Here is a 19,295-nt window from a genome sequence, read left to right on the forward strand (position 1 = left end):
ATAGTATTTTGCTAAAATTATTTTGATTCAATGGTCTTATAAAACAAAAAGCAGACCGATCTAAAGACCGGACTGCTTTATATGTCATCATTCAAACGTCACACGTTACATTTCTTCGCAATGCTCATCGAACGCAGCTTGGAGCTTTGACACGACTTCCATTGGCTCGTGTCCTTCAATTTCATGGCGTTCGACCATTTTAATGATCTTTCCATCTTTTAACAATGCAAAGGATGGTGAAGATGGCGGGAAGCCTTCAAAGTATTCACGGGCTCTTGCTGTTGCCTCTTTGTCTTGTCCAGCAAACACAGTCAGCAATTGATCTGGTCGCTTATCGTAATGAACAGAATAGCCTGCAGCTGGTCTTGCAATACCGCCAGCACATCCGCATACCGAATTCACCATCACAAGTGCCGTGCCTTTTTTAGACAGTGCTTCATCTACTTCTTCAGATGATGTAAGCTCAGTATAGCCAGCCTGTTTGATCTCTTCTCTCGCTTGTTTCACAATATCATTCATAAATAAATTAAAATCAATATTCATTGTCCGTCCACTCCTTTAGCATGCCAAAACCATTTTAACAACATCATATCAAGGAAAACGCCTGCGAGCAAATGTGTTGTCTTTTCATTCCCCACTTTTTCTGAACATCGTTTATACGCCGCGAAATTGGGGAAAAGTGATGGTAAAGAGATGTAAGGGAGAACTGCGTGATGGCACAATTCAAAAAAGCGATGCTCATTTATAATGGAAATGCTGGACAAAAAAGCATGGAAAAAGTTCTCGGTCAAACAGTACCTCTTCTTTCTCTACATATTGATGAACTCATTCTTAAACCAACAAAGGAGCCAAATGATGCTTATCAGTTCTGTCGTACAATTGATGAGACAATAGAATTGCTGATCATATTAGGCGGAGATGGAACCGTGCATGAATGTATGAATGGCATCGGCGGGTTAGAAAAAAGGCCGGCTGTAGCGCTTTTACCAGGCGGGACATGCAATGACTTTTCTAGAACCCTTGGTATCCCGCAACAAATGCAAAAAGCCGCTCAAATGATAATAGATGGCGTAGAAAAAAAGGTCGACTTAATCAAGGCAGAAGATCGATACTTGTTAAACTTTTGGGGAATTGGGCTCATTGCAGACACGTCCAACAATATTAATGACAAGGAAAAAGCGGTACTCGGCAAAATCAGCTATTTCACAAGTGCCCTGCGCACCTTGCAGCAAACAGAGCCCTTTCACGTACGAGTCGAAACAGAGGAGGAAAGCTGGGAAGAAGAAGCTGTCATCGTTCTTGTCATGAATGGACATTTTATCGGGACAAATAAAATTGATTTGCCGAGTGCAGCAATTGATGATGGGAAAGCAGAAATCTTAATTTGCAGAAATACGAGCTTCTCTGCTCTAAAAGAGATCTTTTCTATGAACCGGGAAGAGCTGGAAGACTTCACCGGCGACCTCTCTCTCATTCAAGCATCCAGTATTCAGATCCACACAAAAGAGGAAATGGATGCTGATACAGATGGCGAAGTGTACATGACAGCACCTGCTTCTTTAGAAGTGTTAAAACAGCATTTGACCTTTATTATTCCAGCAGAATAAAGAAAACGCCCGAGATCATTCTTTTTCGGGCGTTTTTTTGATATAGCGTCTGTATAAATATTCAAGTGCATATCCGAGCAGCGTTCCGATAAGAAGAGAAATTCCTAAAAGGCTATTCGCTGCCCCTTTAAATCCACCGACAAGCAGCAAGCAATACAAAACTTGAATAATAGAAACGATTGTTATGATCAGTAGTAATCTTTCAGGATGATTGCGTGATTTAGAAATATATCGAAGAAATGCGAACGCAATTGCTGTGATAAACATGAGTCCAATCGTTAAAAATGCAAAAAAGTCTAGTCCAGACATATCATCGCTCCTTTCTCATCATGGGGAAATCCCCCTCTCCATAGCGGGAGGGGGACATTCTTGTTTTAGTAAACAGATGTCTGCTCGTCAATGCCTTCAAGAATTTGTTTAATCCGTTGAAGGAATCTGCCGCATACAAGACCATCGAGAACTCTGTGGTCTAATGAGAGACAAAGGTTAACCATGTCTCTCGCTGCAATCATACCATTTACAATCACCGGACGCTTCACGATCGATTCTACTTGTAAAATCGCCGCTTGCGGATAATTAATGATTCCCATAGATTGTACAGAACCAAATGATCCCGTGTTGTTTACAGTAAAGGTGCCGCCATCCATGTCACTTTGCTTCAGCGTACCTTGTCTCACCTTGGAAGCAAGCTCATGAATTTCCTTAGCGATGCCTTTAATCGTTTTTTCATCTGCATCCTTAATGACTGGAACAAAAAGAGCGTCATTAGTTGCAACAGCAATCGAGACATTGATCGCTTTCTTTTGCACAATTTTATCTCCAGCCCACATGCTGTTCATTTCTGGGAATTCCTTTAAGCTCTGTGCCACTGCTTTGACAAAGAACGCAAAGAACGTCAAATTAAAGCCTTCTTTTGCTTTAAATTGGTCCTTGAGCTGATTTCTTCTAGTCACAAGGTTTGTCACATCAACTTCCATCATTGTCCATGCATGCGGAATTTCATGTTTGCTTCTCAGCATATTTGCCGCAATCGCCTGCCTGATTGGCGTGACTGGCAGTTCAACATCACCAGGCATTGTAGAGATGGAAGGCGACGCTTTTGGTTTTGATGACTGCACAGGCTCTGGCTTGATTGCCTGTTCATTCACAGGTGCTGCCTTCTCTTGCATGCCGCCGCTTTCAATCAGCTGAAGTAAATCTTTTCTTGTGATTCTTCCACCTGCTCCTGTTCCTTGCACTGCCGCTAAATCAATGCTGTGCTCATCTGCTAAACGAAGGACCGCTGGAGAGTAGCGTTTCTTTTGACTTTGATCCTCTTTTGTTTGATCTGCTTCAGGTGCTTCACTTTGCTCAGGTGCCGCTTCTTCTTCTGCACTTTGCTGTGAGCTGCCTTCCACTTCAATTTCACAGAACACTTCTCCTACTTGAAGTGTATCGCCTTCTTCAGCTGATAGCTTTGTAATGGTTCCTGTAAAAGATGACGGGACTTCTGCGTTCACTTTATCCGTCATGACTTCTGCAATTGGATCGTATTTATTCACATGATCGCCAGGTGAAACGAGCCATTTGCTGATGGTTCCTTCTGTTACACTTTCACCTAACTGAGGCATTTTCATTTGTTCAGTTGCCACTTGAAACCCTCCTCTTTCTTAAAACGCCGCTAGCTCTCTCATTTCAGCTTCTACCTTATCTGGGTTGACCATAAAGAATTTTTCCATCGTCGGTGCATAAGGCATTGCTGGGATTTCTGGTCCGGCTAGACGTTTGATTGGTGCGTCTAAATCAAATAAGCAATGCTCTGATATGATCGCCGCTACCTCACTCATGATGCTGCCCTCTTTTGTATCTTCCGTTAGAAGAAGCACTTTGCCTGTTTTTGATGCCGCTTCAATAATGGCTTCCTGATCAAGCGGGTACACTGTTCTCAAATCGAGAATATGCGCAGAAATGCCATCTTTCGCAAGGCGGTCTGCTGCTTGCAGCGCAAAATGGACGCAGAGGCCATATGTAATGACCGTGATATCATCGCCTTCACGTTTCACATCTGCTTTTCCAATAGGAAGTGTGTAATCCTCGTCAGGTACTTCTCCTTTAATGAGACGGTAGGCACGTTTGTGTTCAAAGAACAATACAGGATCTGGATCTCGTACCGCAGCTTTTAAAAGACCTTTTACATCATAAGGCGTAGAAGGCATGACAATCTTCAAACCAGGCTGGTTGGCAAAAATCGCTTCAACTGATTGTGAATGATAAAGCGCCCCGTGAACTCCGCCCCCATAAGGTGCGCGGATGACCATCGGACAGCTCCAATCGTTATTTGAGCGGTATCTAATTTTCGCCGCCTCTGAAATGATTTGGTTAATGGCAGGCATGATAAAATCCGCAAATTGCATCTCTGCAATTGGGCACATTCCATACATCGCTGCCCCAATCCCAACTCCAGCAATGGCTGATTCTGCAAGAGGTGTATCCATGACGCGCGCTTCTCCGAATTGCTCATAGAGACCCGCTGTCGCTTTAAATACACCGCCCTTTTTCCCGACATCCTCTCCGAGCACAAACACTTTCGGATCTCGCTCCATTTCTTCTTTCATTGCCATTGTAATGGCGTCTATATATGACATAACAGGCATTTTTCTTCCCCCTTACTCCGCATACACGTAACGAAGTGCGCTTTCAGCATCAGCATAAGCAGCGTTTTCCGCTTCATCAGTGGCTTCGTTTACGATTTGCATGATTTCTTTTGTCATCTCTTCTTTCATTTCTGAAGTCATGACGTTTCCTTCGGTTAAATACGTTTCATATTTGATGAGCGGATCTTTCTTTCTCGCTTCGAGCACTTCTTCTTTTTCTCGATAGCTTGAATCATCGTCATCACTTGAATGCGCAGTTAAACGGTAAGAGATCGTTTCAATCAACGTTGGTCCTTCGCCTCTTGCCGCACGGTCTCTCGCTTCTTTGACAGCGGCATATACTTCAAGCGGATCATTGCCATCAACGGTTACGCCAGGCATTCCGTACCCAATCGCACGATCTGAAATGCGTTCACAAGCTACTTGCTTGTCGTACGGCACGGAAATTGCATATTTATTGTTTTCACACATGAAAATAACAGGCAGCTTATGCACAGCAGCGAAGTTAGCCCCTTCGTGGAAATCACCTTGGTTTGAAGAGCCTTCACCGAACGTGACAAAGCTGACAAAGTTTTTCTGATCTAGTCGTCCAGCAAGTGCGATTCCCACTGCATGTGGAACCTGGGTTGTAACAGGTGAAGATCCTGTCACAATTCGATTGGATTTCTGTCCAAAATGTCCTGGCATCTGTCTGCCACCTGAGTTTGGATCGTCTTGTTTTGCAAAACCTGACATCATTAAATCTTTTGCTGTCATTCCAAATGCAAGGACAACCCCCATATCACGGTAGTAAGGTAAGACGTAATCCTCTTCTCTATTGAGAGCGAAAGCAGCACCAACTTGCTGCGCTTCCTGCCCTTGACAAGAAATGACGAATGGAATTTTACCTGAACGGTTTAAAAGCCACATCCGTTCATCAATTTTTCTTGCTAGAAGCATTGTTCTGTATATATCAATTGCTTGTTCATCAGATAATCCTAATTCATGATGACGCATGTTACTCATCTTATTTCCCTCCTTGATTAAAAATGGATCGCTTTCCCGTCAACAGCAAGGGCTGCCTCGCCAATCGCCTCTGATAAGGTTGGGTGCGGGTGAATTGTTTGCCCGACTTCCCACGGCGTTGCATCAAGTACTTTAGCTAATCCAGCTTCTGATATCATATCTGTGACATGAGGACCAATCATATGAATCCCTAAAATATCATCTGTCTTTTGATCAGCAATGATTTTGACAAATCCATCTGACTCCCCGTATACAAGTGCTTTTCCGATCGCCATGAATGGGAATTTCCCCATTTTGACTTCGAAGCCTTGCTCTTTTGCCGCCTGTTCAGTGAGTCCAACACTAGCGGTTTCCGGGTGAGAGTAAACACATTTAGAAACGAGCGTTTCATCGAGCGGCTTTGGATTTTGACCAGCCATATGCTCCACAGCAATCATGCCTTCGTGTGAAGCCACATGTGCCAACTGAAGTCCGCCAATGACATCTCCTATTGCATAAATATGTGATTCTTTCGTTTGATAATGTTCATTCACGACAATGCCTTGTTTTTCTGTTTGGATGTCTGTGTTTTCAAGACCAATGCCTTCAATATTTGGTACTCTGCCGACTGATAGAAGAAGTTTTTCTGCTTCAAACGTCAGAATGTCTCCATCCTTTTCTGCTTGAATCGTCACGAGGTCCTCCTGCTTTTTGACGGTATCTGGCAGTACTTTCGCATTTGTCACAAAGGTGATGCCTTTTTTAGATAAAAGCTTTTCCATTTCTTTAGAAATGTCATGATCCTCTGTCGGCAATATGCGATCTGCAAATTCAATCACCGTCACCTTCACACCAAAATCATTGAGCATAGAAGCCCACTCGATTCCGATCACCCCGCCGCCGACAATGAGCATCGACTGCGGAAGCTCTGGCAGTTCTAGTGCATCATCTGATGTAAGTATGTGCGTCCCATCTGCTTCAAGCCCAGGCAGCACACGTGGTCTTGAACCTGTCGCAATGATGACCTGCTTTGGAATGAGCATTTCATTTTCATCTCCATTTGCCATTTCTACGGAGATGGTTCCTGGCATTGGTGAAAAGATAGATGGACCAAGAATGCGGCCGATCCCTTCATAAACATCAATTTTCCCTTGTTTCATTAAATGTTTAACGCCGCCTGCTAGTTTCTCTACAATCTCTGCTTTTCTTTTCTGCACATTGGCAAACTGCAAGGCAATGCCATTTGCCTCAACGCCAAAATCAGCAGCACGTTTGACGGTTTGATAAACTTCAGCACTTCTAAGCAGCGCCTTAGACGGAATGCATCCTTTATGGAGACACGTTCCGCCAAGCTTTTCTTTTTCTACAACTGCTGTTTTCAATCCAAGCTGTGAGGCACGAATGGCCGCTACATAGCCGCCAGTGCCTCCACCAAGAATGACGAGGTCATATTCAGTTGCCATGACTTGTCACTCCTTTCTTCATCTGTTGATCATTTGGGTATTCTTTCGGAGATTCTTCTTCTTTTAAAATACGAAGTGCACCTTCTGCTAAGGATTGCAGTTCATTTTCACCTGGATACACGACTACATCTGAAATCCAGTCAATGTGACCTCTAATACTTGATGTAATTTGTTTGCTATACGCAAGTCCGCCTGTTAGAACAATGACGTCAACTGCGCCTTTTAAGACAGCACTAGCCGCACCGATTTCCTTGGCAATTTGATAGCACATCGCCTCATAAATCAGCGCTGCTCGTTCATCGCCTGCTTCAATCATCCGCTCTACTTTCACAGCATCTGTCGTACCAAGGTAGCCCGCAAGACCACCTTCACCAATAATGTGCTTCAGCATTTCCTCTTGGCTGTACTCACCAGAAAAGCAAAGGTTGACAAGGTCACCAGTTGGCAAGGTCCCCGCTCGCTCCGGGCTGAAAGGGCCTTCGCCATGCAGTCCATTATTGACGTCAATGACTTTCCCTTTTTCATGGACACCAATCGTGATGCCGCCGCCCATATGTGTAATAATCATGTTCAAATCTTCGTAGCGCTTCCCAAAAGATGCAGCTGTTTTTCTTGCGACTGCTTTTTGATTTAATGCATGGAAGATGCTTTTTCTTTCAATCGTTGGCAGACCTGAAATACGAGCAATTGGTTTTAGCTCATCCACTACAACTGGATCGACAATAAAAGCTGGGATGTTCAAGCCAAGTGCAATTTCTCGTGCGATGATACCGCCCAGATTAGATGCATGCTGGCCAGCATATCCTTCTTTTAGGTCTTGCACCATTTGCTCATTGACTTCATATGTCCCACCTTCAATCGGACGAAGAAGACCGCCGCGCGCACAAACTGCATCAAACTTTGAGATGTTCATCCCTTGTTCATGCAGCGTCTTCAGGATGGTTTCTTTACGAAATGAAAACTGATCAATAATATGAGGGAATTGCTTTAATTCCTCATCTGTATGTCTCAGTGTCGTTTCAAAAATAGATCGTTCATTGTGAAACACACCGATTTTTGTTGAAGTAGAGCCAGGATTAATTGTGAGAATACGCCATTCTTTTGTCAGCAAAAAGAAAACCTCCGTTTCAACTCATTCTTCAAATTAGCGACGACTTAAAATATGTTGGCCATTTTGCAGGAATTGACTTCTTGATTTGCGCATTCTTTCAATTCGCTCCTCCGCCAATCGGTCTGCCGCTTTATAAGTTGGAATGGCATCACGGTTTGAAATTTCAATGACGCGTTCAATGTTTTGGTAAATACCTTCTACCTTTTTCATCGCACGATCTGCATTATAGCCATACAGTTCATCAGCAACGTTAATGACGCCGCCTGCATTGATTACATAATCAGGTGCATACACAATGCCCATTTCATGAATCAGATCGCCATGATGCGTTTCTCTCAGCTGGTTATTCGCTGCACCTGCGATAACCTTTGCTTTCAGCTTAGGAATCGTTACATCATTAATCGTTGCACCAAGTGCACAAGGTGCATAAATATCACATGCTTGATCATAAATGTCGTCAGGGTCTACTGCTTTTGCGCCAAAGTCTTCTACAGCTCGTTTTACAGAGTCTTTGTTGATATCTGTGACAATTAGCTGCGCACCTTCTTCGTGCAGATGTTTACACAAATTGTACGCGACATTCCCAACACCTTGGACTGCAATCGTTTTTCCTTCTAATGAATCGGTACCGAATGCAGCTTTGGCAGCAGCTTTCATCCCTTTATATACACCGTAAGCCGTAACAGGAGACGGATTTCCTGAAGAACCAAATGCAGGAGATATACCTGTCACAAAGTCTGTTTCTTCATGAATCAAATCCATATCTTCAACCGTTGTACCGACATCCTCTGCTGTGATATAGCGGCCATTTAATCCTTGTATGTAGCGTCCAAACGCACGGAACATTTCTTCATTTTTATCTTTTCTTGGGTCACCGATGATCACTGTTTTCCCGCCGCCAAGATTCAGACCTGCTGCTGCGTTTTTATAAGTCATCCCTCTTGCTAGACGAAGCGCATCTTCGATCGCTGCTTCTTCGTTTTCATACGTCCACATTCTTGTCCCGCCTAGTGCTGGCCCAAGTGTTGTATCATGAATGGCAATAATCGCTTTTAAGCCAGATTGTTCATCCTGACAAAATACAAGCTGCTCATAATCATATCGTTCCATATATTTAAAAAGTTCCATTGTTTATTCCTCCTATGACTTTCGCTTAATTTGATGTACAGATGGCAAGCGCAATTGAATAAAGCTTACTTTCGGCTGTATCCGACCGGCTTGTTAAAGCAATCGGCGCCTTCGCTCCTGCCACCACAGCCCCAACCTTTGCATGTGCAAAGTAGATGAGAGATTTATAAAGAATGTTCCCTGCTTCAATCGTTGGCACAAGCAAAATATCTGCATGACCGGCGACATCACTCGTAATATTTTTATGAGAAGCGGCTGTTTGAGAAATGGCATTGTCTAGAGCAAGTGGTCCGTCAATGAGGCAGCCAGAAATTTGCCCTCGCTTATTCATTTGCGCCAGGCTTGCCGCTGTCAATGTGGAATCCATTGCCGGGTTCACAACCTCTACAGCAGATAAAACAGCAACCTTTGGCATGTCGTTTCCAACAGCTTGCGCTACTTGAACAGCATTGATCGTGATCTCTTTGAACATGTTTAGATCAGGCGCGATGTTCATCGCAGAATCTGTGACATAAATAAACCGATCAAAGCCCGGCACTTCGAATGCCGCGATATGTGATAGAACACTCGCTGTCCGCAGCCCGTACTCTTTATTCAGTACCGCTTTTAAAAGAACGGCTGTCGTGACATGCCCCTTCATCAATATATCTGCATGCTTCTCACTCACTGCCTGCACGGCAATTTTGGCTGATTCTTCAGGAGAATCCGAATGAATAATATCTATCCAGTCTTCATTGATCTCATGCTGTTTCACCAGCTCCTTCAGGTTGCGTTTGTTCCCAACCAGCAGGAAGCGAGCGACTTTGCGTTCAATTGCCATCTTGATGGCATGAAGCACTTCTTCGTCTTCTGCATGAGCCACAGCAGCAGTTTTATTCTGCAGCTGGGCAGCTTTCATAATCAGATCGTCAAGCTTCATATATGCCCACCTTTCCTTATGCTCGGGTTCATGGTTTTTATATGCAAGTTCTATGCCAGCTTGAAACGCAGCGAAATTAGGCATTTCGCATGAAATACGCGCAACTTTTTGCAGGTTATATGCATTTTATTGCATGCTATCTTTTGCAAGTTGATATTTATCCATTTTATAGTAAAGATTTCGAATGCTAATCCCTAACGTCTTAGCTGTTTTCGTGCGGTTGAATTGATGCTTTTCAAGGGTTTGTTTAATCAACTGCGCTTCAAACGCTTCAACAGCATCCGAAAGAGTCTCTCCCTCGAATTGACTGACAGCCAGTTCCTGTTGCTCTTTTTCTTCCTGCTCTTCTGACTCCATGAAGGAAATATGATCTTCATCGATCCATTCTTCTTGCGGATTCAAAAAGATCATGGCTCGTCCAAGAACATTTTCCAGTTCCCTTACGTTCCCAGGCCAGCTGTAGGATCGAAGTCTATCGAGCGCACCTTCTGTTAAGCCGCTCACATTTCGACCATAGTCTAAATTGATTTTCTGAATGAGACGTTGACTTAAGGAGTCAATGTCTTCAAGGCGCTGCCTTAGAGGCGGAATAGAGATCGGATATCTGTTCATCCGGTAATATAAGTCCTCTCTGAACTTCCCTTCCGCCATCGCTTTTTCAATATTGACATTTGTTGCGGTAATCACACGCACATCAACTGGTATCGCTTTTGTTCCGCCTACTCTCACAATTTCTTTCTCCTGCATGACGCGTAATAATTTCGCTTGTGTACTTGGCGTCATTTCACCAATTTCATCTAAAAAGATACTGCCATGATTCGCTTCTTCAAACAGCCCTTTCTTCCCGCCTCGCCTCGCACCAGAAAATGCACCTTCCTCGTAGCCAAAAAGCTCTGACTCTAAAAGTGTTTCTGATAAGGCAGCACAGTTGACTCTCACAAAACGATTATATTTGCGGTCACTTTCATTGTGTATAGCGTGCGCAAATAATTCTTTCCCAGTACCTGACTCTCCCCTGAGTAAAATGGTGGCTGGCGTTTTTGCCCCTAGCTTTGCCTGCTCAAGCGCCACAAGCATTTGCTCACTTTCTCCAATAATGTCTTCAAAAGTGTACTTTGCCTCAAGTGTTCGAATGAGCTGCCTTGCTTTATTTAATTCATTCGTGAGTGATTGAATTTCTGATACGTCATGAATGACGCCGACACTACCTTTTAAAATGCCATCAACGATCACTGGTGCTACGTTGACGATCACATCCTTCTTATTAGGTCCGACTTTCATTCTGACGCCTCGAACTGGCCTTCTTGTTTCAAGCACCTTCAAATGCATGCTTTCCCCTTCAGAAATATCCGCACCCGCAGGTTTGCCCACAACCTCTTTGTCTGTTAAACCCGTCATTTTCGTATAAGCTCGGTTAATTAAAATTCCTTTTCCCTGCTCATCTACGACGGATATCGCTTCATCTGATGATTGAATGATAGCCTCGAGCATCGTGCGCACTTCTTTGAGGTTTGTCACTTCTTCTGCAAGCTCGACTGCATCAGTAATATCTTTAAAAATAGATAGAGCACCTAACATTCTTCCTGCGTCATCAATAATCGGCAAACGAGTTGTAACAATTTGTATTTGCTGATTCAGAAATTGTTTTTGATGAAATTCTGGCTCCCTCGACCTTAAAATATCGGGGAGTTTTGTATTAGGGATCACTTCACGTATGTGCCGGCCAATCGCATCTTTTTGCGAACGTCCAACCATTTTGGCAGCCGATCGATTAAACAGAACGACTTCTTCATCCATATTGATAAAAATCATGCCATCGTTCGTTGCATTAAAAATGCGGTCATGTTTATAGGTTTGTTCTTTTAATATTTGAATGAGCTGATGCTTTTCTGACATTAATTCTGATATGACGTAAGCCATCGAACTTGGAACAATGACAGACTGCTCTGTTTTTTCTTCCATCAGTTCTTTAAGAACAGCTGAACTGCCTGTTGTTTCGATGATGATATCAATGTCATCTTTTATGTATTCTTTCCAATCCGTTGTCGTATCAATTCCATTCTTTTTCGCTTCTACCATCCCCGGTGCCTCAAGATCAAGGTCGGCGATTGCAACGATTTGAATCATATTTGTTTTCAGCAATGTTTCAAGTAATGCTGATCCACCCTGTCCTGCACCGACAATCAAGACTCTCTGCATCCCGTTACCCCTTTATATGAAAAAATTTGCACACCATATTTTTCCGTTGCAAAAAATTGCACAACTCTTATATTACCACGTTTTCCTTTCTTGACAAAATATTTTTTGAATTAGACAATGGAAGTAAATGACGTTTAAGGGGACATTTGATGGGGAGAATACTTGCATTAGTGATTATTTTAATACCTGGCGCGTTTGCTGCACTTGGGATTAAGCTGTTACGCGACACTGTTTTCGGTATCATCATTGCACCGTTTCCATTTTTATGGCTGCAAGGAATTGCAGGATTGGTTTTTTTAGGAGGAGGTCTTTACGTAGTTGCTGGCTTTATTTTATATAGAGACCGCAAACGAAATAAAGTAACCACCCGCTTTAAACAGAGATAAACATGAAAAAAAGACCCGCTATTGATCGCAGGTCTTTATTTCATTTCTTCTCTTATTTTGACGGCTCTATCAGGAAAATCTGTGAAGATTCCGTCGACACCTAAGGAAAACATGCTTTTCATTTGCTTTTCACTGTTGACTGTAAATGGCCTAATGACTTGCTGGTCAGCATGGAGAGCCGATACGACTTCTTTTGTTACCCCTGCACCCTTTATATTCGGGTGATACCCTCTTGCAGGTACTGTTTTTATATACATCTCTGGCTGATGAATCACATCCATTGTGAGAACAGCAAGCTCAACATGCGGCATTAGCTTGTGAAAAAGAGCTAAACTGCCGTGATGAAATGATGAGACAAGCACACGATCTTCTATTTGAAAGTGTTCAATTTGCTCCTTTACCTTCTCTTCAATACCTGGATATCGATAAATGGAGTTTTTCAGTTCAATATTCATAATGAGTGATGATTGCTCGGTCACGAGCTCCAATACTTCCTCCAAAAGAGGAATGGATACAGCACCGGTTACTTCATAAAAAGAATGACTCGCATCTCCTGCTTTTAACTCTTCATATGTATGGTCTTTCACTAAGCCTGTCATATTCGTTGTTCTGTTTAGCTTCTCATCGTGAATGACAGCAAGCCTGCCATCTTTCGTCAGCTGGACATCCAGCTCAATCCCGTCAGCTCCTGAATGAAGTGCGTGCTCAAAGGCTATCATCGTATTTTCAGGATAGATTCCTTTAAAACCTCTGTGTGCAAAAATTTTCGTCATATGCCACCTCTAGTTATGATGCTTTCTTTCATTTCATTATGACGTCTCTCTTTTCGTTTTTCCAGTTTGAGCACATAAAAAAACCTCTTCTGATGAGTACGAAGAGGTTCTGTATAAATTCGATCACGTAATCGCTCTGATGGCTTGCTCTGTCGTCTCGGCGTCAAGAGCAAAAAGGGAAGAAACAACTGCGACTGCTGTAACGATGGTTAAACCTAACAACAACTTTTTCATAAGATAACCTCCACTTTCTTTTGAAGTATTTGTGCATCGAATTTCTTTTCAAGAAAACGAATGGCATTTTGATAATCATTTCGTTCCTTGAAGTATTTCGATATTTGTTCAGACAAATCCTCAAGCTCCACATATAATCTATTTTTTTCTATGTAGTCTAATTTTTCAGAGAATACGTCTGCTGCTCCACTATTTTCGCACATCAAATCTAAAATTTCAAATTTTACTATATATTCATTATTTTGGATATCACAACTATAATGTATGCCCTCTTTAATATATTCCTTCGCCTCTTGATCTCCTAGATGAACCAAGGCATTAGCCAGAACATATAAAGATTGGATGTAATAATGGCTATTGTCACGGTGCATTTGAATGCCCATCCCTTTTTTGGCATATTGTGCGCTTTTTTCGTAATCATGCTTCGCATAAAAAAGAACGGCTAAATTGTGATAGCATTTCCCAATCAGCACTTCATTGTTAATGCGTTTACTTTTCTCAAGTGCTTCTTGGTATTTTTCTTCCGCTTCGTCAAATTGGATCAAATCGATACAATTACTCGCATGTAAAATCAAGCTATCAATCGCCTGCGCTGTATACTCTTCATGCGCTTTAAACGTATCGATGGCTTTTTTAATATGATTAATGGATATGAAATTTTGTTTCAGTTCGTAATAGATTGATGCAACCTTATGATGAAAAGTTCCTACTTCAAGGTCCTCATTTACACGTTTTAGGCGTTGTTCTGCAATTTTGTAAAAGCTGATGGCTTCATCATACTTTTTCACATATGCTGCATATTGGCCTTTGTAAAAGTAAAAATAAAAATTAATAATGTCATCTGCTTTCTCATCAAGCGTTCCGACACTCTTCATAATATGATTGGCTTTTTCAATATTGCCAAGTAACATTTCATGTCTGCCATTAACAAGCTGATAATACAGAAGAACTTCACGGTCTTCATCTGTATTTTTTAGCAAATTCTGAATTTTCTCTTTATAGATAGCAGATTTTTCTAGGTCATTTTGAGAAATGACCCTCGTCCACTTGCTAATTTCGTTCGCTACCTCAGCAGAGTGGATTTTCAGCTTTCCCATAACCTCACCCTCTTCTTTTCATTATTATAGCATAGTAAAAGAATGTGAAAATTATTAAATTCGACAATGGGAATATTCAGTTCAAATGGCACAATCTCTAAGAAGCCAGTGACTTTAAAACGCCAACCAATCAGGTCAATAGCAATAGAACTTTCGATCTCATTTGCTTTATTTACCAAATCCATCAGACCTTTTCCTCTCATCCTTTTCCTTACGAATGAGCGTTTCCTTCTTCTATTTTGAAGACCAAACAATTGATTGGCGTAGCTGATTACCACTAATTTATGTCATACCCATTTCTTTCATGCTCTATTTTTCATTTTATTCTGAAAATAAATCAAGCTGTATTGTCCAAATGAGACAATAAGATGATTGTATCAACACAAACAATTTTTAACAATACTTTCCAAAATAAAAAAACGCCTCTTTGAAGAAACGTTTTTTTATGAAAATGAATTAGCTAGCTCTATGCTCCAAGCGTAGACGATCAGCCACCATAGCGATAAATTCAGAATTGGTTGGTTTCGCTTTAGACATACTGACTGTATAACCAAAGAGTGAGGAAATGGAATCGATGTTTCCTCTGCTCCAAGCCACTTCAATCGCATGACGAATCGCCCGTTCTACTCTGCTCGCGGTCGTGTTAAATTTCTTCGCAATGTCTGGATACAACACTTTTGTGATGCTTCCGAGAAGCTCGATGTCATTGTACACCATTGAAATGGCTTCTCTTAAGTATAAGTAACCTTTAATATGAGCGGGTACGCCAATCTCATGAATAATCGTCGTAATGCTCGCATCTAAGTTTTTACGTTTCGGTTCAGGTTTATTTCGAAGAACACTGTTTTGGATAGATGAAGATCGATGGGTGACTTGTGTGCCGTTTCCACTGACTTGACGAATATGACCGACTAGGTTTTCCATATCAAATGGCTTTAAGATGAAATAAGATGCGCCCAAATCAACTGCTTTTTTCGTCACATCTTCTTGTCCAAACGCTGTTAGCATAATGACACTTGGCTGTTTGGTCATGTCATTGTTTTCACGGAGGCGTTCCAGTACAGCAAGGCCATCTAAATGCGGCATGATAATATCTAAGAGGAGAACGTCGGGCTCTTTATCTTTAAATAATGTCAGACATTCCTGACCATTATACGCCACGCCAAGTACTTCCATATCTTCCTGTCCCTCAATATACTCTGTCAAAAGGCCAACAAGCTCTCGATTGTCATCAGCTACACACACTTTAATTTTCTCCACGTTCTTTCCTCCCCAATGTCGATTCCTTTAGTCTTTTGCATTTCTCTTCTGAGTGTTCAATTCGACAAAACCATGCTATCCCCTTTAAAAAACTTTAATTTTCCGAATAATAGAGCATTATCTAGCTTTTTCTACGTTTTTCTTAACGAATCGACGATTATTGCAATTTGACAACATACCTTTTTCCATTTTGTCGAAAAATCTCTTTTTCCTTATTTTATAACATGATGGCAGAGAAAGAAAGAGAAGAAAAAAACTGCCGGAAAATGCGCGGCAGTTTGATAATCAGCTTGCTTTTTTGTTTTTTTGATAAAGATTGATGCCTGCTTCTGACAGCATCCATTCAATGTGTACGCCGTAGCCGCTGGTCGGGTCATTGACAAATACGTGGGTGACCGCCCCGATGACTTTTCCGTTTTGGATGATCGGGCTTCCGCTCATGCCTTGGACGATACCGCCCGTTTTACTTAGAAGACGCTCATCTGTTACCTTTAATACCATCCCTTTTGTTGCCGGAAATTTTTGCGGAGTCGTGCTGACGATCTTAATATCAAACTTCTCCACTTTATCATGATCGACAACAGTTAAAATTTCTGCTGGCCCTTCTTTCACTTCATTTGATAAGGCAACTGGAAGCGGTTTGTCTGATACATGATTTTCAAGCTTTTCGGTTAACGTACCAAAGATACCAAATGGACTGTTGCGGGAGATATCCCCTATCGTTTTTCGTTCGGAAGAGAATCTTGCCAATTTTTCTCCAGGATTGCCTCCTGTGCCTTTTTCAATCGATGTTACGGTTGATCTGACAATTTCACCATTGTCGACAACAATTGGTTTTTTTGTATCCATGTCGGAAATCACATGCCCAAGGGCACCATATTTTTTAGAAGATGGTTCATAGAAGGTCATCGTGCCGATTCCTGCTGCGGAATCTCGAATGTAAAGACCAATTCGATACGTGCCTTCACTTGCATCTTTTGCGGGTGTTAATGTTGTTTGAAAGGTTTTATGGTCTCTTTTTATGAGTAAACGAAGCGTTTCACCTGTTTTTCCTGCTTTCTGGATAAATGGGGTGAGGTCGTTCATTTTCTCCATCTTTTGACCATTAATTTCAATGATCATATCCCCTGATTGAATGCCTGCGGCTTCGCCTGGTGATTTTTTGCCGTCTGCTGTTGTGATTTGATGAAAACCTACAACGAGAACTCCTACAGAATGGAGCTTGACGCCAATGGATTGTCCTCCAGGAACGACTTTTAATTCAGGGAGAACGTCGATTTTTGTTTTCTTAATAGGAAATCCTTTAAAATCATAAACAATTTCGGCTTTTCCTGCCTTTTGTCCTGTTACTTCAAGCTGATTCTTTTTCTCTGAAAGACTAAAGGCTTGTGAAGAAGCATTGGCTGACGCTTCTATTGATGTGTCAATTGCGTGCTTCTGTTTTTCAAATACAGCAACATTTGTTGGAATGCTGATGTATTCCTTCACTATGCTCATAAACCCTGTACTTATTAAAGAAACAAGGAGAATCACACCAATGGCTTTTCTCATCTTTTCGGGCATTCATTTTTCACTCTCCTCGCTCCTTACCCACACCAGAACACTATGTTTTGGCTACATCTTTACTTTTGCCTTCTTCGCTTTGATTTATAACCGGCAGCTTTAGAAAATGATTGGATAAATTGATAAAAGAAAAAGGCGATTTCGTGGGTATATACAGCGATTTTGACACAATATAAAAAAGGCAGCTGGTTTTTCAGCTACCCTGTTGTTTTGACATCATTTGCTTGGTGGAGCAATTCTTTTGCGTGCTGTTTTGTCAGCTCAGTGACTTCCACACCCGCAATCATCCTGCCAATTTCACTCACTTTTTCTTCATGACTTAATGGTTTGACACTTGTCAGTGTTCTACCAGCTTTAGAGCGTTTTGAAATGAAGAGGTGCGTGTCAGCCATTGCTGCTACTTGCGGGAGGTGCGTAATGCAGAGCACTTGTGAGCCAGCCGCCACTTTGTAAATTTTCTCAGCAATCGCCTGTGCAACTCTGCCACTTACACCCGTATCGACCTCATCGAAAATAATGGAAGTGACTTCTTGTTTGGCTGAGAAGATACTTTTCACAGCGAGCATCACACGTGAAATTTCTCCACCGGACGCAACTTTTGATAAAGATTTCATCGGTTCGCCAGGATTAGTAGAAATCACAAATTGAGCTTGATCAATTCCGTTTTTTCCGAGCTGGACGGGCTTTCCATCTAGGAGCGGATTATCTGTGCTGCTAAAAGGCGCATACCGAATAGAAAAGGATGTATCAAACGTTGACTTCTCCATATACAAATCCTTTAGTTCTGTTTGAATTTGCTTCGCTAGCTTTTTGGCCCATTTTTTACGAAGCTCCGAAACGTTAAGTGCTTCAAGCAGTGCGTCACGGCTCATTGCATCCAGTTTGTTTTTAAGCGTCTGCAGATGAGTGTCTCGATTTTGAATTTGATCGATTTCTTCTTCAATCTTCGCCGCATACTCCAAAATTTCCTCAACCGTCGTCCCGTACTTTCGTTTTAACTGCTTCATTTCATTCAGCCTAGACTCAATAAAATCAAGACGTGCAGGGTCAAATTCTAATTGATCCAGCATGCTTCTCATTTGGAACGTCGAATCTTCTAATAAATAGTAAGAGTTCGACACTTGTTCGGATAGTTTTTTCAGATCATCGTTGATTTCAGAAACCTGATCGAGCTCGCTTGATGACATGCCAACCCAATCAAGTCCCCCCTGTTCATTGCGCAAGGCATTATAGGCGTTTTGGAGTGAGGAAAAGATCTTTTCGTAGTTGCTGATCTGATGACGCTCTTCTTGAAGCTTCTCGTCTTCTCCCGGCTCTAATTGTGCCGCTTCAATCTCTTCTAGCTGAAATTGCAGTAAATCTAACCGGTGCACCATTTCTTGCTCATTTTCAGAGAGCTGTTTTAGCTTTTGGGCTGTCTTTGTATATTGCTCATATGCTTCTTGATACTGCGACAAAGCAGGTGCAATTTCTTCTGCACCAAATTGATCGAGCAAATGCAGATGATTTTCATCCTCCATCAATAATTGGTTATCATGTTGTCCATGTATATCGAGCAAAAGGCGTCCTACTTCGCGTAAAAGTGAGATTGTGACGAGCTTGCCATTGATGCGGCAGATGCTTTTACCGTTATTGTTAATATCACGGCGAAGAATCATCATTTCATCCGATGCGTCAATTCCTTGCTCCTCGCATAAAGCAAATACAGGGTGACCGGCTGCTGGTACAAGAAAAAGCCCCTCCAGCTCAGCCTTTTTCTCACCATAACGAACAAATTCAGACGACCCTCTACCTCCCACAAGAAGTGAGACAGCATCGATCATGATGGATTTCCCTGCACCTGTTTCCCCCGTTAGGACCGTGAGTCCTTTTTCAAATGAAACCGTTAACTCTTCAATGATTGCAAAGTTTTTAATGGTTAGTTCTGCTAACACTCAT

The 19,295-nt window shown here is 42.0% G+C and carries 18 protein-coding genes; 2 read left to right on the plus strand and 16 right to left on the minus strand.

The window, feature by feature from the left end; translation table 11 throughout:
• Positions 1–105 precede the first annotated feature (105 nt).
• Complete coding sequence (locus NKR21_RS12050) at positions 106–543, minus strand: BrxA/BrxB family bacilliredoxin (RefSeq protein WP_012010506.1); 438 nt, start codon at positions 541–543, stop codon at positions 106–108.
• Between the two features lie 170 nt (positions 544–713).
• Between NKR21_RS12050 and NKR21_RS12055 the strand changes: the two genes are divergently transcribed.
• On the plus strand, positions 714–1,607 hold the full coding sequence (locus NKR21_RS12055) for a YegS/Rv2252/BmrU family lipid kinase (protein ID WP_144457732.1): 894 nt from the start codon (positions 714–716) through the stop codon (positions 1,605–1,607).
• Between the two features lie 15 nt (positions 1,608–1,622).
• Here NKR21_RS12055 and NKR21_RS12060 read toward each other — a convergent pair whose 3' ends face one another.
• From NKR21_RS12060 to NKR21_RS12100, 9 genes are all read right to left on the minus strand, one after another.
• The gene (locus NKR21_RS12060; RefSeq protein WP_144457730.1) at positions 1,623–1,916 is read right to left on the minus strand and encodes a YesK-like family protein; all 294 of its coding nucleotides are present in this window, start codon (positions 1,914–1,916) and stop codon (positions 1,623–1,625) included.
• Positions 1,917–1,981: 65 nt separating this feature from the next.
• The gene (locus tag NKR21_RS12065; RefSeq protein WP_144457728.1) at positions 1,982–3,238 is read right to left on the minus strand and encodes a dihydrolipoamide acetyltransferase family protein; all 1,257 of its coding nucleotides are present in this window, start codon (positions 3,236–3,238) and stop codon (positions 1,982–1,984) included.
• Between the two features lie 18 nt (positions 3,239–3,256).
• A complete protein-coding gene (locus NKR21_RS12070) occupies positions 3,257–4,240 on the minus strand; it encodes an alpha-ketoacid dehydrogenase subunit beta (protein ID WP_144457726.1) in 984 nt (327 codons plus the stop codon).
• Positions 4,241–4,252: 12 nt separating this feature from the next.
• Positions 4,253–5,245: a thiamine pyrophosphate-dependent dehydrogenase E1 component subunit alpha gene (locus NKR21_RS12075; protein WP_012010510.1), complete on the minus strand. Its 993-nt coding sequence runs from the start codon at positions 5,243–5,245 to the stop codon at positions 4,253–4,255.
• Between the two features lie 17 nt (positions 5,246–5,262).
• Complete coding sequence (gene lpdA, locus NKR21_RS12080; RefSeq protein ID WP_144457723.1) at positions 5,263–6,687, minus strand: dihydrolipoyl dehydrogenase; 1,425 nt, start codon at positions 6,685–6,687, stop codon at positions 5,263–5,265.
• On the minus strand, positions 6,677–7,798 hold the full coding sequence (gene buk, locus NKR21_RS12085) for a butyrate kinase (RefSeq protein ID WP_088000307.1): 1,122 nt from the start codon (positions 7,796–7,798) through the stop codon (positions 6,677–6,679). The genes lpdA and buk overlap by 11 nt, the downstream gene beginning before the upstream one ends.
• Before the next feature lie 33 nt (positions 7,799–7,831).
• Positions 7,832–8,926, minus strand: coding sequence for a branched-chain amino acid dehydrogenase (gene bcd / locus NKR21_RS12090; protein ID WP_003215658.1), 1,095 nt, complete (start codon positions 8,924–8,926; stop codon positions 7,832–7,834).
• Between the two features lie 25 nt (positions 8,927–8,951).
• Complete coding sequence (gene yqiS, locus NKR21_RS12095) at positions 8,952–9,929, minus strand: phosphate butyryltransferase (protein WP_260858191.1); 978 nt, start codon at positions 9,927–9,929, stop codon at positions 8,952–8,954.
• A 42-nt stretch (positions 9,930–9,971) separates the two neighbouring features.
• Positions 9,972–12,044: a sigma-54 interaction domain-containing protein gene (locus NKR21_RS12100; protein ID WP_144457719.1), complete on the minus strand. Its 2,073-nt coding sequence runs from the start codon at positions 12,042–12,044 to the stop codon at positions 9,972–9,974.
• Between the two features lie 149 nt (positions 12,045–12,193).
• Here NKR21_RS12100 and NKR21_RS12105 point away from each other — a divergent pair, with 149 nt between their 5' ends.
• Positions 12,194–12,430 (plus strand): DUF2627 domain-containing protein, encoded by a 237-nt coding sequence (locus NKR21_RS12105; protein WP_012010516.1) that lies wholly within the window; start codon positions 12,194–12,196, stop codon positions 12,428–12,430.
• A gap of 35 nt (positions 12,431–12,465) precedes the next feature.
• Here the strand turns inward: NKR21_RS12105 and NKR21_RS12110 are convergent, their stop codons facing one another.
• From NKR21_RS12110 to recN, 6 genes are all read right to left on the minus strand, one after another.
• Entirely contained in the window at positions 12,466–13,203 is a 738-nt protein-coding gene (locus NKR21_RS12110; protein WP_144457717.1) for a glycerophosphodiester phosphodiesterase, read from the minus strand.
• 230 nt (positions 13,204–13,433) lie between these two features.
• Complete coding sequence (locus NKR21_RS12115; RefSeq protein ID WP_144457715.1) at positions 13,434–14,534, minus strand: Rap family tetratricopeptide repeat protein; 1,101 nt, start codon at positions 14,532–14,534, stop codon at positions 13,434–13,436.
• Entirely contained in the window at positions 14,522–14,719 is a 198-nt protein-coding gene (locus tag NKR21_RS12120) for a hypothetical protein (protein ID WP_041815709.1), read from the minus strand. The genes NKR21_RS12115 and NKR21_RS12120 overlap by 13 nt, the downstream gene beginning before the upstream one ends.
• A 271-nt stretch (positions 14,720–14,990) precedes the next feature.
• The gene (spo0A, locus tag NKR21_RS12125) at positions 14,991–15,794 is read right to left on the minus strand and encodes a sporulation transcription factor Spo0A (protein ID WP_012010520.1); all 804 of its coding nucleotides are present in this window, start codon (positions 15,792–15,794) and stop codon (positions 14,991–14,993) included.
• A gap of 285 nt (positions 15,795–16,079) precedes the next feature.
• Positions 16,080–17,357, minus strand: coding sequence for a SpoIVB peptidase (spoIVB, locus tag NKR21_RS12130; protein ID WP_012010521.1), 1,278 nt, complete (start codon positions 17,355–17,357; stop codon positions 16,080–16,082).
• Positions 17,358–17,554: 197 nt separating this feature from the next.
• Positions 17,555–19,291, minus strand: coding sequence for a DNA repair protein RecN (recN, locus tag NKR21_RS12135; protein ID WP_144457713.1), 1,737 nt, complete (start codon positions 19,289–19,291; stop codon positions 17,555–17,557).
• Between the last annotated feature and the right edge of the window lie 4 nt (positions 19,292–19,295).

Origin of the sequence: Bacillus sp. 1735sda2 (assembly GCF_024159245.1) — a bacterium.
In the GTDB taxonomy this organism is placed as follows: domain Bacteria; phylum Bacillota; class Bacilli; order Bacillales; family Bacillaceae; genus Bacillus; species Bacillus pumilus_O.